General features: G+C 37.2%; 22 protein-coding genes, 2 pseudogenes and 1 other annotated feature. Of the genes and pseudogenes, 3 read left to right on the top strand and 21 right to left on the bottom strand.

The features are described from left to right. Window positions 1-123: 123 nt before the first annotated feature. The 12 genes and pseudogenes from rpmA to ACWATA_RS01240 form a co-directional block, all read right to left on the bottom strand. A complete protein-coding gene (gene rpmA, locus ACWATA_RS01295; protein WP_013059335.1) occupies window positions 124-417 on the bottom strand; it encodes a 50S ribosomal protein L27 in 294 nt (97 codons plus the stop codon). Window positions 418-433: 16 nt separating this feature from the next. Beyond that, the gene (locus tag ACWATA_RS01290) at window positions 434-766 is read right to left on the bottom strand and encodes a ribosomal-processing cysteine protease Prp (RefSeq protein WP_013059336.1); all 333 of its coding nucleotides are present in this window, start codon (window positions 764-766) and stop codon (window positions 434-436) included. Between the two features lie 9 nt (window positions 767-775). Continuing rightward, a complete protein-coding gene (gene rplU / locus ACWATA_RS01285; RefSeq protein ID WP_013059337.1) occupies window positions 776-1,084 on the bottom strand; it encodes a 50S ribosomal protein L21 in 309 nt (102 codons plus the stop codon). A 14-nt stretch (window positions 1,085-1,098) separates the two neighbouring features. After that, window positions 1,099-1,170, bottom strand: a sequence feature (ribosomal protein L21 leader region). Window positions 1,171-1,248: 78 nt separating this feature from the next. Next, a complete protein-coding gene (locus ACWATA_RS01280; protein ID WP_048019719.1) occupies window positions 1,249-2,718 on the bottom strand; it encodes an Rne/Rng family ribonuclease in 1,470 nt (489 codons plus the stop codon). 83 nt (window positions 2,719-2,801) lie between these two features. Continuing rightward, a complete protein-coding gene (locus ACWATA_RS01275; protein WP_033579652.1) occupies window positions 2,802-3,668 on the bottom strand; it encodes a M50 family metallopeptidase in 867 nt (288 codons plus the stop codon). Then, entirely contained in the window at window positions 3,661-4,443 is a 783-nt protein-coding gene (locus ACWATA_RS01270) for a M23 family metallopeptidase (RefSeq protein ID WP_028411716.1), read from the bottom strand. The genes ACWATA_RS01275 and ACWATA_RS01270 overlap by 8 nt, the downstream gene beginning before the upstream one ends. 120 nt (window positions 4,444-4,563) lie before the next feature. Next, a complete protein-coding gene (gene minD, locus ACWATA_RS01265) occupies window positions 4,564-5,364 on the bottom strand; it encodes a septum site-determining protein MinD (protein WP_013059341.1) in 801 nt (266 codons plus the stop codon). 2 nt (window positions 5,365-5,366) lie between these two features. Next, window positions 5,367-6,050 carry a septum site-determining protein MinC gene (gene minC / locus ACWATA_RS01260; protein WP_028411717.1) on the bottom strand — a complete coding sequence of 228 codons (684 nt, stop codon included), beginning with the start codon at window positions 6,048-6,050 and terminating at the stop codon, window positions 5,367-5,369. A 116-nt stretch (window positions 6,051-6,166) separates the two neighbouring features. Continuing rightward, window positions 6,167-6,685, bottom strand: a complete 519-nt coding sequence (gene mreD / locus ACWATA_RS01255; protein ID WP_014458115.1) for a rod shape-determining protein MreD — start codon at window positions 6,683-6,685, stop codon at window positions 6,167-6,169. After that, window positions 6,685-7,566, bottom strand: coding sequence for a rod shape-determining protein MreC (gene mreC, locus ACWATA_RS01250; protein WP_013059344.1), 882 nt, complete (start codon window positions 7,564-7,566; stop codon window positions 6,685-6,687). The genes mreD and mreC overlap by 1 nt, the downstream gene beginning before the upstream one ends. Window positions 7,567-7,585: 19 nt before the next feature. Continuing rightward, the gene (locus ACWATA_RS01245; RefSeq protein ID WP_013059345.1) at window positions 7,586-8,611 is read right to left on the bottom strand and encodes a rod shape-determining protein; all 1,026 of its coding nucleotides are present in this window, start codon (window positions 8,609-8,611) and stop codon (window positions 7,586-7,588) included. 229 nt (window positions 8,612-8,840) lie between these two features. Then, window positions 8,841-8,981, bottom strand: a pseudogene (locus ACWATA_RS01240) (JAB domain-containing protein); the annotation flags it as partial. 438 nt (window positions 8,982-9,419) lie between these two features. Here ACWATA_RS01240 and ACWATA_RS01235 point away from each other — a divergent pair. The 3 genes from ACWATA_RS01235 to ACWATA_RS01225 all read left to right on the top strand — a co-directional run bounded on the left by ACWATA_RS01235 (window position 9,420) and on the right by ACWATA_RS01225 (window position 11,838). After that, window positions 9,420-9,563 carry a hypothetical protein gene (locus tag ACWATA_RS01235; protein ID WP_002360221.1) on the top strand — a complete coding sequence of 48 codons (144 nt, stop codon included), beginning with the start codon at window positions 9,420-9,422 and terminating at the stop codon, window positions 9,561-9,563. Between the two features lie 253 nt (window positions 9,564-9,816). Further along, window positions 9,817-11,244: a chloramphenicol/florfenicol efflux MFS transporter FexA gene (gene fexA, locus ACWATA_RS01230; protein ID WP_078122474.1), complete on the top strand. Its 1,428-nt coding sequence runs from the start codon at window positions 9,817-9,819 to the stop codon at window positions 11,242-11,244. Between the two features lie 177 nt (window positions 11,245-11,421). Next, a complete protein-coding gene (locus tag ACWATA_RS01225; RefSeq protein WP_000855243.1) occupies window positions 11,422-11,838 on the top strand; it encodes an NAD(P)H-dependent oxidoreductase in 417 nt (138 codons plus the stop codon). A gap of 282 nt (window positions 11,839-12,120) precedes the next feature. On the opposite strand, the gene ACWATA_RS01220 is transcribed toward ACWATA_RS01225, so the two are convergent. The 9 genes and pseudogenes from ACWATA_RS01220 to ACWATA_RS01180 all read right to left on the bottom strand — a co-directional run bounded on the left by ACWATA_RS01220 (window position 12,121) and on the right by ACWATA_RS01180 (window position 19,760). Then, window positions 12,121-12,486, bottom strand: a complete 366-nt coding sequence (locus tag ACWATA_RS01220; protein ID WP_000619629.1) for a DUF6262 family protein — start codon at window positions 12,484-12,486, stop codon at window positions 12,121-12,123. A 1-nt stretch (window position 12,487) separates the two neighbouring features. Beyond that, window positions 12,488-14,401 (bottom strand): tyrosine-type recombinase/integrase, encoded by a 1,914-nt coding sequence (locus tag ACWATA_RS01215; RefSeq protein WP_029658482.1) that lies wholly within the window; start codon window positions 14,399-14,401, stop codon window positions 12,488-12,490. Between the two features lie 2 nt (window positions 14,402-14,403). Further along, window positions 14,404-15,489 carry a phage lytic cycle repressor MrpR family protein gene (locus ACWATA_RS01210; RefSeq protein ID WP_000867971.1) on the bottom strand — a complete coding sequence of 362 codons (1,086 nt, stop codon included), beginning with the start codon at window positions 15,487-15,489 and terminating at the stop codon, window positions 14,404-14,406. A gap of 131 nt (window positions 15,490-15,620) precedes the next feature. Continuing rightward, window positions 15,621-16,172, bottom strand: a pseudogene (radC, locus tag ACWATA_RS01205) (RadC family protein); the annotation flags it as partial. Window positions 16,173-16,187: 15 nt separating this feature from the next. After that, complete coding sequence (locus tag ACWATA_RS01200) at window positions 16,188-16,757, bottom strand: Maf family protein (protein ID WP_033579650.1); 570 nt, start codon at window positions 16,755-16,757, stop codon at window positions 16,188-16,190. A 111-nt stretch (window positions 16,758-16,868) separates the two neighbouring features. Continuing rightward, window positions 16,869-17,951, bottom strand: coding sequence for an SPOR domain-containing protein (locus ACWATA_RS01195; protein WP_033579649.1), 1,083 nt, complete (start codon window positions 17,949-17,951; stop codon window positions 16,869-16,871). Window positions 17,952-18,069: 118 nt separating this feature from the next. Continuing rightward, complete coding sequence (locus ACWATA_RS01190; RefSeq protein WP_034265545.1) at window positions 18,070-18,825, bottom strand: prepilin peptidase; 756 nt, start codon at window positions 18,823-18,825, stop codon at window positions 18,070-18,072. Next, window positions 18,822-19,016 carry an ATP synthase subunit B family protein gene (locus ACWATA_RS01185; protein ID WP_033579647.1) on the bottom strand — a complete coding sequence of 65 codons (195 nt, stop codon included), beginning with the start codon at window positions 19,014-19,016 and terminating at the stop codon, window positions 18,822-18,824. Before ACWATA_RS01185 ends, ACWATA_RS01190 begins: the two co-directional genes overlap by 4 nt. A 186-nt stretch (window positions 19,017-19,202) precedes the next feature. Further along, complete coding sequence (locus ACWATA_RS01180; protein ID WP_028411723.1) at window positions 19,203-19,760, bottom strand: DUF420 domain-containing protein; 558 nt, start codon at window positions 19,758-19,760, stop codon at window positions 19,203-19,205. Window positions 19,761-19,764 lie beyond the last annotated feature (4 nt).

Below are 19,764 nucleotides of genomic sequence, written 5' to 3'. Positions count from 1 at the left end.
CAAACATCTCGTATCAATCTTCTTAGATATGTTCGATTATAACAAATTCCAATGGGTAATAGGTGAAATATTCTACAAAAAGAAAACTCTAACCTACTTGGGTTAGAGTTTTCTTTTTGTATCTTATGCTTCTTGAGCAACAGGGTATACAGATACTTTTTTACGGTCACGACCGAAACGTTCAAATTTAACGATACCGTCGATTTGAGCGAATAAAGTATCATCTCCACCACGACCTACGTTTGCACCTGGGTAAATTTTAGTACCGCGTTGACGGTATAAAATTGAACCACCAGATACGAATTGGCCATCAGCACGTTTAGCACCAAGACGTTTCGAGATTGAATCACGACCGTTTTTAGTACTACCTACTCCTTTTTTAGAAGCGAAGAATTGAAGGTCTAATCTTACTAACATGACATCCACCTCCTGTTTAGTTGTCGTTAATTTTTATATAATTACTGTAATCTAATTCGATCGTTTTCAGTGAAACAACCATACCTTCTAATAGCAATTGAATCTGTTCCAATGTGAACGAATCCACATCTTTCGGAATCTCACAACGGAGATAGCCACCATCTCCACCTTGCTCTAAGTGCGGTTCAACCCCACTTATTGAAAAGATAGCATTAATTGTTCCAAATGAAACTGCAGATGCTCCCGCACAAACAAGATCTTTTCCGTGTTCGGAAAAGTCAGCATGTCCACTCATCGTGAACCCGTCAACTTTCTTATTTGCATCACGAGAAATCGTCACCTTAATCATTTGTTATAATTACGCGTTGATAGCGTCGATTACAACTTTTGTGTAAGGTTGACGGTGACCTTGCTTACGACGATAGTTTTTCTTTGCTTTGTATTTAAATACAGTGATCTTTTTAGCGCGACCTTGTTTTTCAACTTTAGCCGTAACTGTTGCACCTTCTACGAAAGGAACACCAACTTTCACGCTGTCGCCACCTACAAATAATACTTTGTCAAAAGTAACTGTTTCGCCTTGTTCACCAGCAAGTTTTTCAACGTAGATTGCTTGACCAGCCTCTACTTTAATTTGCTTACCACCAGTTTCAATAATTGCGTACATTCTCTGCACCTCCTCTAAAAACTAAGACTCGCCATCACAGGTGTTCAAGTGAACTTAAAACCTGTTCTGAGCGGTTGTAGCACGGGTGCTACAAACCAACATATTAAATCTTACTACAAATCAAAGGTTAGTGTCAATTGGAATTCATGTTTTCTTCTAAAAATTTATATAGAAGCAGAGACCCTTTTTTGAATCTGCTCTTTCGACCCCAATTGACGCAAAACAAATGCGTTTGTATAATCATCGCTTGGCGTAAGATATACGGTTTTTTTAACCATTTTCTCTAGAGCTTTGAGAAACCCTTGAGCTTTCATTTCATTTATAACATCACTTCGCGTCTCAATCCAAATAGCCTCTTCTTCCGCGCCGCGATGTTCCCAAATTACACGTTCAATTTGAAAAGCAACCGTTTTGGAATCAATCATTTTACCGGTTCCTTCACATACTTCACAAGGCATAGTTAATGTTGACCCAATGCTATTGCGCACTTTCTTCCGCGTTAATTGCAATATGCCGAGCTCTGTAAAGCCAACTACATTCGTCCGCACTTCATCTTGTTCACATAGCTTTTTCATGTACCTTTCTACTTCTGTCCGATCTTCTTTATGAGACATATTTATAAAATCAATTAAGATCATGCCGCCTAAGTGACGTAATTGCATCTGTTTGGACAGTTCATACGCAGCTTCCATATTTGTTTGAAGCATCGTCTTTCGAATATTATCTTTTCCTGAAAACTTCCCCGTGTTCACGTCTACGACCGTCATCGCTTCCGTTTCGTCAATAACGATATAACCTCCACTTTTGAGCCACACGATTCGCTTTAAAAGCTTCTCTATTTGCCGTTCCACATCATAAAAGGAGAAAATATTTTCATTTCCTTTATAGTACTCTATTGACGAGTTAGGGTAGGCAGCTTGAAGATGCTGATATAGGTCAAAGTCATCTACTACTATCCCGTCAATTCCTTGTTGAAGTGCAGCTTGCACTCTTGTTTCGAGAAAATCTTGTCCTTTGCTGACTAGGGCAGGAGCTTTCATTCCCTGTGTCTGTCGTTCAAGGCGCTCATATTTCTTCTGTAGCTCTTTTATTTTGTGTTGGACCGCAGCTTCTGATTTTTCCTCAATCGCTGTTCGAAATAAAAAGCCTTCCATCCCCTGTTTTAACCGCTCGCCAAGCTGTTTCCACTGTTGGCGTTTTGGCTCATCTATTTTTTTGGATACAGCGACATAGTTTCCGTGCGGTAAATATACAAGCTCATCAGAAGAAAATTCAATAATACCCGTCAGCTTCGGCCCTTTTGTTCCAATGCCTTCTTTTACAACTTGAACCAATACTTTTTCTCCTTCACGAATAAAAGCAGACATCGGCTGCTGATCCTTGTGAGGATTATCTGACTGCTGATAGGATACAAGTTCATTTCGATGAATAAATCCGTTCATTGATAAACCAATATCGATAAAGGCTGCTTGCATATGCGGCAGGACTTTTACGACTTTACCCCAATATATATCACCAATAATTTGATTCTCGCTTTGTTCTTCTAAATATATTTTTTCTAGTGTTTTATCGTTTATCACGGCTATACGTTTGGAAGAAGTAGCCGCGTTAATGATACATGCCTTCACATACATTGCCTCACTTTAATCTAAATTCATAGGAAAAAGTTCGGTCAGTGCAACCGAACTTTTTTCATTCTATTCTATGTTACTAGAAATCAGTAAACTGTTACAAGTTCATCTAGTGGGCTATTTGTTCTTTTTTCTACAAAGTAAGCGTGTAAAAGTTCATTTTCATCAATTTGTACATGCTCGCCTGTTTGAGATGTAGCAATAATCATATGCTTACAACCTCTTTGGAATTTTTGCAGGACTTGATGGAGCGTCTCACTGGTTGATACACTTAGCGTTTTTAAAGCTCCAATTGGATGCTCTTTTCCATGATACCTCTCCAACAAAAAGCGCATGTAGACAAATTGCCTGCTCTTCCATTCCAAATATCCGGATATAATTAAAAATGAAATAACAATCCATAAGTGCAGCTGAAAAGGATGCATAATGACGGCGTAGATAATACCGATAGCTAAAAAAAACGTTGATAACCGGAGTGCAAGCTTATGCGCTTCTAAAAATGGTAAAGAACGACTGCACATTAAAAAAAGCAGCTTCCCTCCGTCCAATGGCCAAATGGGCAAAAGGTTAAATAGTAAAATTACTGTGCATTGAAACATAAATTGCTCATACGTTTCCAAAGACAACACATTTATTTTCATTAATAAGAAAGCAGCTCCAAACATCCAAAGATGCTGAAGAGGTCCACTTATTGTCACAATAAACTCTTCTCGAAATGGACGATTACCATGTTCATCTACTTCTGCTACTCCTCCAAAAGGTAAGAGCATAATTCTACGAATTCGCCAAGAAAAACACTGAGCCGCTACGGCGTGGCCCAGTTCATGAATAATTACAATAATAAATAACAAAAAAAGCTGCTTTACCGTAGCCGTTAAGATACCAATTACGAAAATCCCCCAAAACAATGGATGAATGTGAATTTTCATCAATAACGAAAAAGCACTATTCAAATTGAATCACCTGACTAGGATCCACAAACTTATCGCCTTTTTTAATAGCAAAATAGAACGTTCCAGCATCGCCTTTTTTACTGTTTTCCACAATTCCTACTTCTTTGCCTTTATTCACAAAATCATACATGCTAACATTGATTTTTTTGAGCTGTCCATACCAAGTTTCAGTTCCATCGGCATGTTGAATAATAACGGTATTCCCAGTATCATCACGTTTTCCTACATACCTTACAATACCTTCACTCATTGCTTCTACAACAGAATCCACTCCTGTTTGAACCGTCACCCCTTGCTTACTTTGAGCAAATGTTTCCGTTACTTTCCCTGAAGCTGGAGTAGCGTATTCTCCGCTTACACTTTGCTCCGTTTTGCTAGACTCCTTATTCGGCAGGAGCGTTAACGGCTTCCCAAACTTATCTTCATACCAAGAGGAAACAGCTGCAAACTGAAATTCTTTATCCATTGTTTGTTGAACCACCACTCTGGCCTGTTCAAAAGCAGGAGAAGCGTTCTTGAACATAATCCCTACAATTAACACTAAGCAGGCCGAAGCTAAAATTTTAAATAAAAAGCGTTCTTTTCGAAATAACGGGTGATATTCCTTTGCTGATGGTGTGTATTCAACCGCAGAATAATCCATCGATCCATATTTTTCTTCTTCACTCATTAAGGACGTATGAAGAGGTTCTTGAGGAAGACGCTTCGTTGTATTTAATTGTTTTCGCTTGCGCTCAGCAATTCGTTTACGGATTTCATCAGCACGTCGATTCATGATTCATCATTCTCCTTGTTCTTATCGTATAATCAACTATATGACTTGTCCGTGGAGCTTATGACAGCTTGACTCTACAAAATCACACAAATAAAAAAAGCTTCCTCTATCGGAAGCTTTTTAAGAACGAACACCAAAGAATCGTTTAATACGTGCAAACATTCCCTTATCTTCTTCATCTAACGATTGAAGAGGAACCGTTTCACCTAGAATACGTCTTGCAATATTACGATATGCAATTGATGCTTTGCTTGATGGATCCATGACAATTGGTTCACCGTTGTTAGAAGCACGAATAACATTTTCATCGTCAGCAACGATTCCAATTAAATCAACAGCCAGAAGCTGAGAAATTTCTTCCACGTCCAGCATGTCTCCATTTTTCATCATATGACTACGGATTCGGTTAATAACCAGTTTTGGAGATTCGATATCCTCTTGCTCCAATAATCCAATAATACGGTCAGCATCACGAACAGCTGAAACTTCCGGTGTTGTCACAACGAGTGCCTTATCAGCGCCAGCTACGGCATTCTTATAGCCTTGTTCAATACCAGCTGGGCAATCAATAACCACATAGTCATAGTCTTGCTTTAACTGAAGAACTAACTCTCGCATTTGTTCTGGTTGAACAGCTGTTTTGTCACTCGTTTGAGCAGCAGGAAGTAAGTACAAACATTCAAAACGCTTGTCCTTAATCAAGGCTTTTTGCGGTTGGCATCGACCTTCTACCACGTCTACAAGATCATAAATAATACGATTTTCAAGCCCCATTACAACATCCAAGTTGCGTAAGCCGATATCAGTGTCTACTAGACACACGCGCTTTCCAGCTAATGCTAGAGCAGTACCTAAATTGGCTGATGTCGTTGTTTTTCCAACTCCACCTTTACCAGACGTAACAACAATAGCCTCTCCCACTGTCAAATTCTCCTTTCTACCCTGGTCAAATTCGGTCTTAGATGCGGTAAAGCTTGCACGCGATCTATCACCATTTGATCATTATCATCTAAGTATGCACATTCCATTATATTCTCTTCCTTCTCACTGCGCTCTTCTTCTGATCGGGTAATGATATCAGCAATGCGCAGCTGTGAAGGTTTCATTAACGATGCAGCAATAACGGCGTTTTTATTGCCGCGATATCCTGCATGAGCAATCCCTTTTAAAGCACCTAATACAAATAAATTTCCTCCAGCTACAACGGTTCCTCCGGGATTTACGTCTCCGACTAGAAGCAAATCGCCTTCTACATGGAGAACCTGTCCTGAACGAACTACCTTTGTAACAGATACTAATTCACTTTCTTCTCTTACTCGGACTGCATCTTGCTTTAAAATAACGTTACTATCAATTTGTTTAACTACTAAATACTGATTTTCTTCTATGAGCGCCTTCAATTCGGTTTCCTGCTCTGTAGTTAAATAACGATTTCCGATTTTGACATACACTGTGACGATTTGATCGGCATCGCCATGCTTATTTGTCAAAAGCTTCGTCTTAAGTTCCGTCAAAAGCTCTGCAAATGAACATGTATCATTGAGATGCAACGTTAATCCATCTTTTGTTCCTTTAATTGTCACATTTTGTTGCTTTTGTTTATTCAAGACGCTCACCTCAACGAATATATAATTTCGACAGAGACTTACTCAATTCCTTTTTTTCGTTTCTTCAATCAGCATTTTTATCACATCACGAACGAGAAGCGTAATATATTTTCGGATCAGCGTTCATCGATAAATTTAGCGAAATATTGAAAACATCTTTGAAGCGGAAATGCAAAAATGAGTGCAAATATGGCATTTAAAATGATGGTTGCGTAAAATCGCTCTTGCAAGAAGCGACCAATGGTCATATCGGATATATTAATAATGCTATTAATTCCATATACATAAAACTCAATAATGGCTACAGCTAATAGCGACATGCAGATTACGATAAGCGTATTTTGCTGAAAAATCTTCATTAGTTTTGATACGATATAGCATACGGCCGGCAATCCAAGCGCGTATACTCCTAAGACATCCGTAAAGGCAATATCGTACATGAATCCAAGGATTACCCCATATAGCATCGCTTGCTTTGGGTGATAATACACTGCCATAAAAGCCAGTACCACTACAACAAAGTGAGGCGATAGAATCCAGTCTCGCCATGGTGATGCCATGGCGACAAAATTAACAAAGATACTTTCAAACATAAAAACGACAAGCACGAGAATAGGAAGGACAAACCGCTTCATCAGTTAGCCTCCTCCGCCCCTAAATCGTCTTCAGCAGCGGGCGCACTTCTTTTAGCTACAACTACGTTATCTAAGTCATACAAGTCAGCAGCAGGTTTGATATAAGCTTTTTTCGTTAATCCATATTCATCAGGCTCAATTTTTGTGATAACGCCAATTGGAAGATTGCTAGGAAAAATGCCGTCTTCTTGTCCTAGACCGGACGTTACTACTTTTTGCTTTTCTTTAATATCAGCATCAAAAGGAATACGACGCATAACAAGCGCCTGTTCTTTATCATCATAGCCTTCAATTAAACCAAACACTTCTTTTTTAGCCTGAATTTTAGCAGATACACGGTTTGTACGATCTGATGAACTAATTAACTGCACAGTAGATGTGAACTTAGATGCATGCTTCACTTTACCAATCAGCCCTTCAGGAGTCATAACAGCCATATTTTCCTGTACATTATGAACCGTCCCTTTATCAATGGCAATTACCTCATGCCAACGGTCTGGATTACGAGCAATAACTGTTGCTTCGATTGGATTGTATTGACTTAAATCCGTTTTTTTGTCGAGCTGTGCTCTTAATTTTTTATTTTCTTGCTGCAAAGCGTTGGCTTTCGTTTCTAATTGCATGCGTTCGTCTAAACGGGCTTTTAATACCTCGTTTTCTTCGTATGTACGCTTTAAGTCACCTACATTCTGAAAGAAACCCGCTACAAATTGTGCGGGTTCATTAAAGGTAGCCTGAACAAGACCAACCGTATCTTTGACAAACTGTTCAGGCCACGTTACATTTTTACGACCATTTAACGAAAAACCAATCAATGCCACTAATACAATAATACTGACCAATAAAATAACTAAACGTTTATTTAAGAAAAATTGTGGCACGATCTACACCTCTTAATATTTAGCGATATGAATCGCTTGTACGATTTTTAAATAAATCAATGTGTTCTAACGCTTTCCCAGTTCCAATTGCAACACAGTCAAGCGGATCTTCTGCGATGACAACCGGCATATTTGTTTCTTCACTAATAACTTTATCTAAATTACGTAGCAATGCGCCACCGCCTGTTAATACAATACCGCGATCCATAATATCTGCCGCAAGTTCAGGTGGTGTTTTTTCTAATGTACTTTTTACTGAATCGACAATAGAAGCCACTGTATCTTTTAGCGCTTCTGCAATTTCTTCTGCTGAAATTTCGATTGTTTTCGGTAGACCTGTTAGTAAGTCACGTCCGCGAATTTCCATGTTTTCAATACCTTCTGGAATTCCGGCAGAACCGACTTCTACTTTTAATGCTTCTGACGTACGCTCACCGATCATTAAATTGTAATTCTTGCGAATATATTGAATAATCGCTTCATCCATCTCGTCCCCAGCGATACGGATTGACTGACATGTTACGATTCCGCCTAAAGAAATAATCGCAACTTCTGTTGTTCCTCCACCAATATCTACTACCATACTTCCCGTTGGCTCCCAAACCGGTAGATTGGCGCCGATTGCTGCAGCAAACGGTTCTTCAATTGTATACGCATCACGCGCGCCAGCCTGACGAGTCGCATCAATAACGGCACGCTTCTCAACAGCTGTAATGCCAGAAGGTACACAAACCATTACATACGGCTTACCCGCAAACAAACTTTTTGTTTTTTGAGCTTGATTGATGTAATATTTCATCATCGTCGCAGTTGTTTCGTAATCTGCAATAACTCCATCTTTCATTGGACGAAGGGCTACTACGTTCCCAGGTGTACGACCAATCATATTTTTTGCATCGTTACCTACCGCAACGATTTGTTTTGTATCAGTTTGCAAAGCCACAACAGACGGCTCACGCACAACAATTCCTTTTCCTTTTACATAAACGAGCGTATTTGCAGTACCCAAATCTATTCCAAGGTCTCTAGTACCGATTCCAAACATGTGTCTCTTCCTTTCTCTTACCAAAATGCAAAGGTAAAAATTCCATAATTCAATTTCTTCATTTCATAAGTAACATTTTTTATTTTCTATACTTTTTTCATAGATGTCAACGCCAAATATTGTATGATAAAAAGTCATACTTTGTCTATTAATAACGAATGATTGTAAAGAACTTGTCATTTAAAATCATGACTACTATTATAACCCAAGGATTTTAAAAAGCATAGCCTTACATGTATCCTTTTTCTTTTAAACTAATATATTTTCGATCTCCGATAATTAAATGATCTAACAATTCAATTCCTATGATAAATCCGCACTCTTTTAAGCGCTTCGTTACCTCTATATCTTCTCTGCTGGGAGTTGTGTCTTATCAAGAGTAAATTACTAAAAATCCATTAACATCAATGTTTTTACTTTAAGAACATATATTTAACGTGTTAAATCAAATGAAAAAATACAATGTAATTATTAGATGACAATTGATTACGGTCAGAAGAATGTACCACAAATAAAAAAACTAATTCCTTTTTATTTTATCGAGGAATTAAGCTTTTGACCTGCAACAATCACGCCCAATTTCGGAATATCTATAATATGATTTCGATCTTAAATTATCTACTTTAACTGACGCTACCTGCTCGTTAAAGAAGACCTATTTAAAAAAGTTTATACTGCACCTGCCTTTATTATGTAAGTAAAAGTAGTAAAGCTTTAAATTGGTTTTCAAAAAAGTAGGGTTGATTATTTCTTTTTCATCAATTATTATTGTGTTATTATCACAATATGAGAAAGGAGGCAAAAAGTAATGGGAATTGATTTCATTAATGTCGAGTTTAGAAAGCATGTAAAAGTTTCAGGGGATTTAGGTACAACGGGATCAGTATGTCCTTTTTCACAAAAACAAAAAATGGAAACACTACCGGAAAACTTTTTGCCTCCTTTTATATAATGGGCAAAAATTTATGAATCTATTGCATTTGTAAAAATGCATACGAATGATTAGGCACCGGTTGTTAAACTGGTGCCTTTTTTTTGTTTGATCAGTTCAGTTAGTTTGGAGAACCGAATCTTTAATCATGCTGTAGAAATATGGTGAGTTCGTTGATTTGGTTTTACAATATAAATAGATATGAGGTGAGGTTTATGGTGAAAGCAGTGGATTTAGCCTCCTAAAATCACAATATATTTTAGGAGGAAATAAAATGAAAAAGGATAGTAAATCTAAAGAAATGATTCAATCTGAAAAAAGGGGTTCTACTAGGCTTTTAATGATGGTACTCTCCCTATCTGTACTTGTAGGTGCAATTACGAGTGATATAGTCAATCCCGTACTTCCACTAATAAGCAAAGATTTAGAAGCTTCGAAATCTCAAGTGAGTTGGATAGTTAGTGGTATTGCACTTGTTCTTGCGATTGGAGTTCCGATTTATGGTCGAATCTCAGACTTTTTTGAGTTACGAAAGCTATATATCTTTGCCATTATGATTCTGGCAAGTGGTAGTCTTTTATGTGCAATTGCCCCGAACCTCCCATTGTTGGTTTTGGGAAGAATGGTTCAGGGTGCTGGGATGTCCGCAATTCCAGTTCTATCAGTCATTGCAATTTCGAAGGTTTTCCCACAAGGAAAACGTGGGGGAGCTTTGGGAATTATCGCAGGAAGTATTGGTGTTGGAACTGCTGCTGGTCCAATATTTGGTGGAGTAGTTGGTCAATATTTAGGGTGGAATGCCTTGTTTTGGTTCACATTTTTGTTAGCCATTATGATTGTTATTGGTGCCTACTACGCGTTACCGACAATTAAACCGGCAGAATCCGTAGGAAGCAATAAGAACTTTGATTTCATTGGTGGTTTATTCCTCGGCCTCACAGTAGGATTACTCCTTTTTGGCATCACTCAAGGAGAAACTTCTGGTTTTTCTTCGTTCTCATCGTTAACTAGCCTAATTGGTTCTGTTGTAGCTTTGGTGGGATTTATTTGGAGAATTGTTACCGCAGAAAATCCATTTGTACCACCTGTCCTGTTCAATAACAAGGATTATGTCAATACGGTCATAATTGCATTTTTTTCGATGTTTGCTTATTTCGCTGTTCTTGTGTTCGTCCCATTACTAGTCGTTGAGGTGAATGGACTCTCTTCTGGACAGGCTGGAATGATATTGTTGCCAGGTGGTGTGGCTGTTGCAATCTTATCTCCCTTCGTTGGCCGTCTTTCTGATCGATTTGGGGATAAACGTCTGATAATTACTGGGATGACTCTGATGGGGCTGTCTACCTTATTCTTGTCCACCTATGCATCTGGTGCTTCACCTCTGTTAGTTTCCGTGGGGGTCCTCGGAGTAGGGATTGCTTTTGCATTCACGAATTCTCCCGCAAATAACGCCGCAGTAAGTGCACTCGATGCAGACAAGGTTGGTGTCGGAATGGGGATTTTCCAAGGTGCTTTGTACCTTGGAGCAGGAACTGGAGCAGGTATGATTGGAGCATTATTATCCGCTCGACGTGATGCTACTGAGCCGATAAATCCATTATATATATTGGACGCTATGTCCTACTCAGATGCGTTCCTTGCAGCTACAGGGGCAATACTCATTGCCTTAATAGCTGGATTAGGTTTAAAAAAGCGTGGGTAATAACTTAGTTATGTAAAGATTAGTTATTGTTTAGTTCATCTTCTATAGTTTAAGCTGTAAATAAATAGCTTAGGAATCACGCAAATTTGAATTTCTTAGAATAGAATACTTTTAAGTAACTCAACTTTCGTACACTGTTTTATTGGTGCGAAAGTTGAGTATGTTAAGGATGAAACAATGAAAACATTGGTGATCGTTTCTCACCCAGATATGCCAAATTCTCGAATCAATAAAGTTTGGGTAGAAAAAGCAGCGTCTTATTCAAACGAAATTACCATTCATGATCTTTATAGAGAGTATCCTGATTTTATTATAAATGTAAAAAGAGAGCAGGAATTAGTTGAAAATCATGATAATATTATTTTTCAATTTCCATTATATTGGTATAGTTCTCCTTCATTATTAAAAAAATGGATCGATGAAGTGATTATATATGGATGGGCTTACGGATCAAAGGGTAAAAGAATATTTTATAATCGAAAATTAGGATTAGCTATATCAGCTGGCGTAAAAAAAGGTGAATTTACAAGTATGGGTAAAAACAAGCATACATTAACCCAGATGTTAACACCATTCAAATCTTTATGTGCATAGATTCATGCTGAATATGTACCAGAGTTTGTACTTTACGGTGCTAATTCGGATATGAAGGGCGAAGAGATACAGAAAAGTGCTAATGAGTATTTGCAATATATTAAAAAGTATTATTTAAGAGCATAAAACACTTCTGCGATCATGCCAACAATACTAGAAGAAAGCCCATTTCCCCTTAACACATTTAGGGAAATGGGCTATTGAAGTTATTGAAGGTTTTAGCGATTTCATTTTAGGTAGCCAATTCAAAGTGCCCAATAAATTCCAAGAAACACAAATCTGCTAAAACAGCTTGCCATGTAATTTTTGAACTTGATCCTTTAACCGTTCATTCTCTTCTTCTAACGCCTTTATACGGCTTTTTAAGGTTTTTATTAATACGTCCTCTGAACGAGGGCTTTTACTAGGTTTACGGGGGGTTAACTCACTTATCTGCATCCCTCTTAATGTCTCCACTCTAGTTCTAATATCTTTTTGTTTGTAAAGCCATGACTTTGAAACATTTGCTTTTTGTGCAACGGAATTAAAATTAATCTTCTCTTCTTTCAATGCCATCTCTGAAATTGTCTTTTCAACCCTAATTCTTGTTTTCTCCGACTTGTCTTTAGCTAGCTGAACTATGGCAGTTGTGTTACCTTTTCTAATCATTTTAATTCGTCTCCTTTAACGAATGAATAATCTGTTCTAATCTATTTTTAACACGTTCATTGGTTTCAACCTGACGCTGCCATTGGTTTTGTTTAGCCCTATTTAGTATTTCTTTAGTTCGCTCTAAGTGCTCTTCATGTTCAGTAAGAAATTGTTTACTTGTACAGAAATTCGTACAATCTAAACATGCATTTGCGTGAGGACATGGTCCTGCAATTACTGGTAACCGACAATAGCCATTAGGAAGTGCCTGTGCATTGATATTCTTTTTAAACCATTGAAGATCTGTATTGTCAGCTTCAGTATTTTCCTCACTTAAATCCAGAATGCTACCGTTATTCGTTACTAAGGTTTCCTTAAATTTCGTAAATTCCTTCTTTAGGGTTTCATCAAAAATATGTGCATATCTTGCCGTCATTTCCGGTGATTCGTGACCCAAGAACTTCTGGACAATATGTTGTGGCACTCCGTTATTTATCATTCTAGTGCCAACTGTATGCCGAAAGGCATGAGCATGAAAACGAAAAATTTCTCCGTTGCTGTCCGTTATCTTTTCTTCATAAGCTAGTTCATTTAATTTAACCCTAAAGGTATCTTGTTTCAATGGTGAGCAATCTTTTCGGGGAAACACATATACACATCCATCATCGAGTTCATCAGCCACCCTTTGCTCTTGAACTAATATCAATGCAGCAATTTCTTTAGAAATAGGAATGATATGCTCTTTCTTCATTTTCCACTGATAATACTTTAAAAAGCAATCCCCTTCTTTATCGGTTATGACGCTCCCTTTTTTCAATGTACAAAGTTCACTGATACGCATCCCGCATTCTTGAAGTACCATAACCATTGTAGCAATATAAGGTTCCAATTTATCTAATTTCCCATTTAATTGTTCAAGTATATGTTCATCAATATAACGTGGTAGTGCCTTCGGCACTTTAGGGTAATCTTCTTGAAAGATAAGGATCTTAGAAGGTGTATCCTTCCAGTCATATCTTTGAATTGTAGTAAAAAAAACGTCTAAAGTAGATATTCGTCCAGTTACAGTACTGGGTTTTAAACCTTTTAAATTAATATAATTAAAATATTGCTCAATTTCATTTCTAGTTAATTGATGAATCCTTTGTATACCTTCACAATTTTTGTTCATGAAATTAAAAAATTCTTTTAATTTTGAAGCTATATCTACTACGTGAGAAAAGCTAGCTGTGTTTAACATTAGTTTACAATATCGCTTAACTATTTCTTTAAAATAATTATTCTTAAAACCCTTAAAGTTGATCGTATATTCGTAGGATGTTGGGTTTACCTTATCTTCCGGTAATGATAATTTTCTTCGATTCCAAACATCTTTTTCCCATTCTTCCCCATCAAAATAGAAGTCCTCATAGAATTCCATAAACTGCTTAAGATGAGTAACGTAATAGGAATTCGCATGTACAGTAACTTTCTGCTGATTTACATCAAGTTTGTAATTAGTAGTCGTAGTTTTTACTTTTTGTTCTGTTAAGTAGGTCCGGTATTCTGTCAAAGCTTTTTTTATAGGCACTTCGGTTATCGATGTAATATTAGGATATTTTAAATTTAAAAATCCCATCATCCGGCTTATCACTGTTCCCTTTCTAATCCAAACGGATTTTGCATTCCAAGCTCCATTATTCAAGTGAAGGTAATAAAAATATTTTAATTCTGTTTTCAACCAGACATTTTCCACCTTATCGAAATTTACCCAACGATTTCTTAGTGACGGATTCTTACTTAACTCAATTGCACTAGGATGCGGACAAATTCTTATATCCCATCTATCTGCTGCCCAATAACCTTTTAAAACACTTGTCATATTAGCTATTTTTTTATTAATCTCTGTACTAGCGATAAGCTTTCGATTAGTTGCTACACTTGGAAATTTCATTGTCATGTTTCTCTCCCTTGAAGATACTTTTTATATTCATTCTTCATATCTTGATCAGAAAGATGAACATACGTATCAAGTGTTGTTTGTACATGGGCATGCCCTAATCTTTTTTGTACATATGCAGCATCCCATCCACTTCTAATAAGCTCTGTGGCATGCGTATGACGTAATATATGGGCAGTGAAAGTAATCCCTGTCCGTTTTCCTAGTCTTCTTATTAAGTCTAATACACTTTGATATTTTAGAGGGTGGCCAAAATAAGAATCTTTAAGATTAATAAATATATAATCATGATCTAAATCTTCCCCATATTCATGTACTAAGTAATCGGTATATAATGCCATTAATTCCTTACTTACATCAATAGTTCTTTCTTTTTTAAGTTTAATATAAGCTCCATTTTCATTATGATCTCTTGGCCTGATGTTAATCTGGTTATCCCATGTTGAAATATCTTCAATACGAAGGGATAATGCTTCTCCTATCCGAAGTCCCCCTTCATACATAAGCATAATAAGTAACTTATCTCTTTTGGTATGACATGCCTCAATTATTGCTTTGACTTGTCCATGTTCTAATACTTGTACAAGTTTCTTTTTGACCCTAAGCTTTAAAATATTTTTTTTATAGGATCTACCTTTAGAAATATGGTGAAGAAACCCCTTAAAGTTTCTTCCTCTTGCTTCTTTAGACATATCTATAGCTTTAAAATTTTCTGTGCGATTTAAATACTCTAAGAAACTAGTTACAGCGTTAAGTATGGAATTAACTGATGTTTCCTCTCTTTTAGCCTTCTTTGGTTGTATATCTATTACCTTTAAATGCCCTGCTGGATTTCTTAACCATCCTACAAAGTTTGCTAAATCCTCAAATTGTAAATCTCCTAATTCGATTCTACTTTGGCTCATAAATTCATAAAACAGCTTGAGATGATAACAATATGTTTTAATGGTATTTGGAGCTTTGCCCGTATTATCCAAGTACTTTATAAATCGCTTAACCGGTTCTATCACTTCAAATTCTTTATCTAGCAGTATGTATAACGGATATGATTTTTCCTCCACAATTACTTTCTGAACCTTCATCTTTCCACCACCTTTAAATACTTTAACTACTATTAATAATACCCTTATATATTTAATAGTTAAAGCACTGTAATTAAAAAATCCTAAACTTCGAGTACTTAGAGTACTCTAGTTTAGGATACTATGTTTAAAGGGTCGCCGGAGGGATGATTATGAATACAAATAAGAGATGCAGCTGAACGGCGAAAGGCTTCTTTAAATACTTCTCTTGGATGGACAATAGATGAATTGAGGCTTCCGATAAAAATGGTTTGCTTGTGGAGAACTTGATTTTTCGTGTTGAGGTATAAACAGACGAAATGCTCTTGGGACAGCACGCGCATTTCTTCCATCACATAATTAGCTCCGTCTTCAGGGCCATGAATGGTATATCGCTCACTAGATTTCCGCTGTACAATCCTCTTACCTATTTCAATAGCCGCTATAATTTGAATCGCTTTTGCAGGTCCGATACCTTTAATATTCATCATTTCATCAAGCGATGCATGCTGTAAAAGTTGAAGACCTTCAAAATGCGTTAATATGCGATTGGACAGCTGAAGAACAGATTCATCTTTGGTTCCGGTGCGCAGCAAAATAGCAATAAGCTCGTGGTTAGAAAGACTAGAAGCACCCATTGCCACAAGGCGCTCTCGAGGTCTTTCATCTTGAGGAAAATCTTTAATTAGCAATGATTGATCCAATTTCGTCACTCCTTTTTAATAGACGAAACCGTATTGTTTTAGCTCACGTATTGTTCGGGAGAGCGGCAAGCCCACCACGGAGAAATAGTCTCCTTCAATTTTTTTAACTAGCGCAGCACCGAGACCTTGAATTCCATAAGAACCAGCCTTATCCATAGGCTCTCCTGACTCTACGTACTGTACGATTTCATCTTGTTCAATCGGCCAAAACTCTACATCAGTTTGTTCATAAAACGTATGAACTTTTGCATTTGATACGAACGCTACTCCAGTTAACACCTGATGTTTTTGACCTGACAGCATCGTAAGTGTTTCAATCGCTTCTTGTTTCGTTTTTGGCTTTCCTAAAATACGATTGCCATATACGACAACTGTATCGGCGCCTAGGACCATATCCTCTTTATAATGCGAAGCGACGTCCACTGCTTTTTGCCTAGCTAAATCCATTACTACCTCGGACGGAGTGTATGATGGATTGACGATTTCTTCAATTGTACTAACGTGAACGGTAAAGGGAATGTGAAGCTGCTGAAGTAATTCTTTTCGACGAGGAGAGCCTGAGGCTAAAATTAATGTTTGTTTCATACATCTCACCTTTGCATTTTGATTTAAAAAAAGAAGGACACACCGTTATTTTAGCAATTTCATCTCTAAATGACAATAAACAAGTGAGGCAGCATTACACTACCTCACCTGTTAAGACGTTACAAGGCTTTCATACTGCTGAAGAGCTTTTAACACGTATCCCTGAGCAAGCCAAGCGTCTTTACTGCTTTTATTGTCTTCATATGAAGAAAGAGAAGCCGCAGCCTTTTGAAGGGTTCTCACCATGGTTTTAATGTCTTCATTTGACGCTTCTTTCTGAACTTTTGTCAGCTCTTTTTTCAAAGATTTGATATCGGCTACCCGCTCTCCCTCAATCGCTTTAACAGATTGATCTAAGAGATTAGCCATAAACGGCTGCGCTGTTGTTATAACCGTTTGATCTTTTTTCCCTAATTCGCTGGTGGGCTTAATTTCATAAGACTTTACATATACATCTTTACCTTGTTGTTTATACGTTTTACTAAGTGCCTTTGCTTTTTCTTCTCCAGTGGCAGCACCAACGACAAGAGAATAGGTTTTAGGTGAAAAAATCTCGCCTGCTTCGTTCTCTTCTTTCCATTTATCCATTGCTTTATTTGCAGCAGTTTTTGATGAAAAAGCACCTGCTTGCACAATGTAAAAGGAAAAAGGGTCTAAAGTAGAAGCAGCAGCTGACGTATCCTTCGATTCCTGTTCGCTTTTCTTTTCAGCTTTACCAACACTTTCAGTGGCAGACGCTGTTTGAGCAGCTTTTTCTTCTTTCGCTCGCTCACTTGTTTGTGCTTTTCCTACAGGCTGTTCGCTTCCTGTCATCATTTTCACACCAACCATACCGATGCCGCTGCCTATTCCGACTGCTAGTAATACAATCACAGCCGTTCGTTTGATCACACCGCCGTTTACTGTTTTAATCGAAACATTTTTAGGGTGTAATCGCGGCTTTTTCTTCTTTTCATTTCTTACATCTTCAATAAACACCACTTTATTTTCTTCCACATGAGAATCTTTGGATGCCGGTTCCGGAAGAACCCACGTAAATTCGTCTTTTTCCGGCGCTTGTTCTTCCTTCTCATCCTTAGATTGACCATTGATTTTAATTGAAATTTTTCGTTCCTGCTTGTCCACTGCCCCACCGCCTTTAGTTAACGTAGTCTTAGTACCGGTTGTAAGCTGAGGTAAACCGACATAAAACATACACTTTTTTCCATGCTATCATAGAAGAAAAAAAAAATAACAAGACATTTGTCGTCTTGTTACAAAAGGTTTTCGCTATTTAGTTACAGAAATTTTAACTTTGTCGAAGACTTGAAGCTCAATAAAAATAGTTGCTAACATACCAATCTATCAATTCGTTTCCATGAAAATAAGCAGCGATTGTCCCTATAAAAATAAAAGGAACGAAAGGAATTGGTACACCTACCTTTGCCTTTTTCATTAATAATGCTCCTATACTAACGGTTCCGCCTATTAATATAGCTAAAAAAAGTGATAGCAAAACAAGCTTTACTCCAAGCACAATACCAATCAAACCATACAATTTAATATCTCCTTCTCCAAGGCCTCCTCTGCTGAGAAATGCGATTAGAAAGAGGAGAAAAAATGCGATTCCTCCTCCCATTAAAGAATCACTCCACGAAGTTAATGGAATGAAAAGACGCTCAAGAAGAAAGATAGGCAAAAAGAAAAGCAGCACCTTATTTGGGACAATCATATAGGCTATATCTGAGACAACGATAATTGTTAAAAAAGAAACAAAAGTTAATATGACAATCAGTTCTAACGTCATATTCAATTTTAAAAAAGCATATACAAATAAACTTCCTGTCGAAAATTCTACGAACGGGTAGATGAAGGAGATTTTTTTGCGACACATACTACATTTTCCTGCATTTTTAATGTAGGAGACTACGGGGATTAACTGTTGTGGAGAAAGAACGTATAAACAGTGTGGACAATGAGATCTTGGAGATAAAATAGATTTTCCCTGAGGAATTCTAAGGCCTGCTACGTTGTAAAATGAACCTAGAGTGATACCTGAAACGAATAGATAAAGGTAAATTATACTCATACGACTCCTTCCATTTCAGGGGTATAGAATACTAACTGTAGATTTTCTTTTGAATGGGGCAATGTATCTTTTCCTTTTAAATAGCTGCCAATAAACGGTATGAGAAAAGCTGCTAGAAGACCTATTACGATAACCAGTATGATCACTTGCGTGAGAGAAAGTCCTTTATTCTCTTTTGACAGTTTATCCATTTCCACACCTCTCTTTTATTGATTAGTATCAAACAGCTCCTTCATTAATAAACTGAATCTTAATACCCATAAAAGTCATATTCTGTATGCCTCCTTCCTTAAAACACACCTTTTATAGGTAATAAGGATTATACCACTAAAAAACAAAAACAGCATAAAAAAACGTCTGCAAAAGCAGACGTTTTTTTAATAGTAAGGAGCCATAAATAAGTAGACAATTACACCTGTAAGGCTTACATAAAGCCAGATTGGCATTGTCCATCGCACAATTTTTTTATGTTTTTCAACTTGCATTGTCCAGCCCCACACAAGTGCAAACAGTGCCAGCGGAACGATAATCGCTGCTAAGAAACTGTGTGTGATCAAAATAAAGAAGTAAATGGGACGAACAATTCCTTCTCCACCAAACGTAGCTGTTTCCGTTGAGATATAGTGGAACGTTAAATATGAAACTAAAAAGAGCAGTGTAGAAGTGAATGCCGCTAAGATAAACCCTCTATGAGCATTGATGTTTTTTCTAAAGATTGAAATCAACGCTGCAACTAAAAAAATAAACGTAAAACTATTCAAAATAGCATTTAACCGTGGAAAGATAGTCAAATCAAAACTTACTTTTCCTTGATAGCCAATATTCGAAAAGAATAGCAGTAAGATAATAACATTCGCTATCACTGAAAAGGTAAGAATAATACCGGTAAAGTTTTTATTACTTTTCGGTACAATTTTTTCATTATTCTTACTCATGTTA

This window comes from Priestia sp. USM5 (assembly GCF_058323215.1).
Note: the sequence above shows the minus strand (reverse complement) of the source record. Positions and strands in the feature narration are given on the sequence as shown.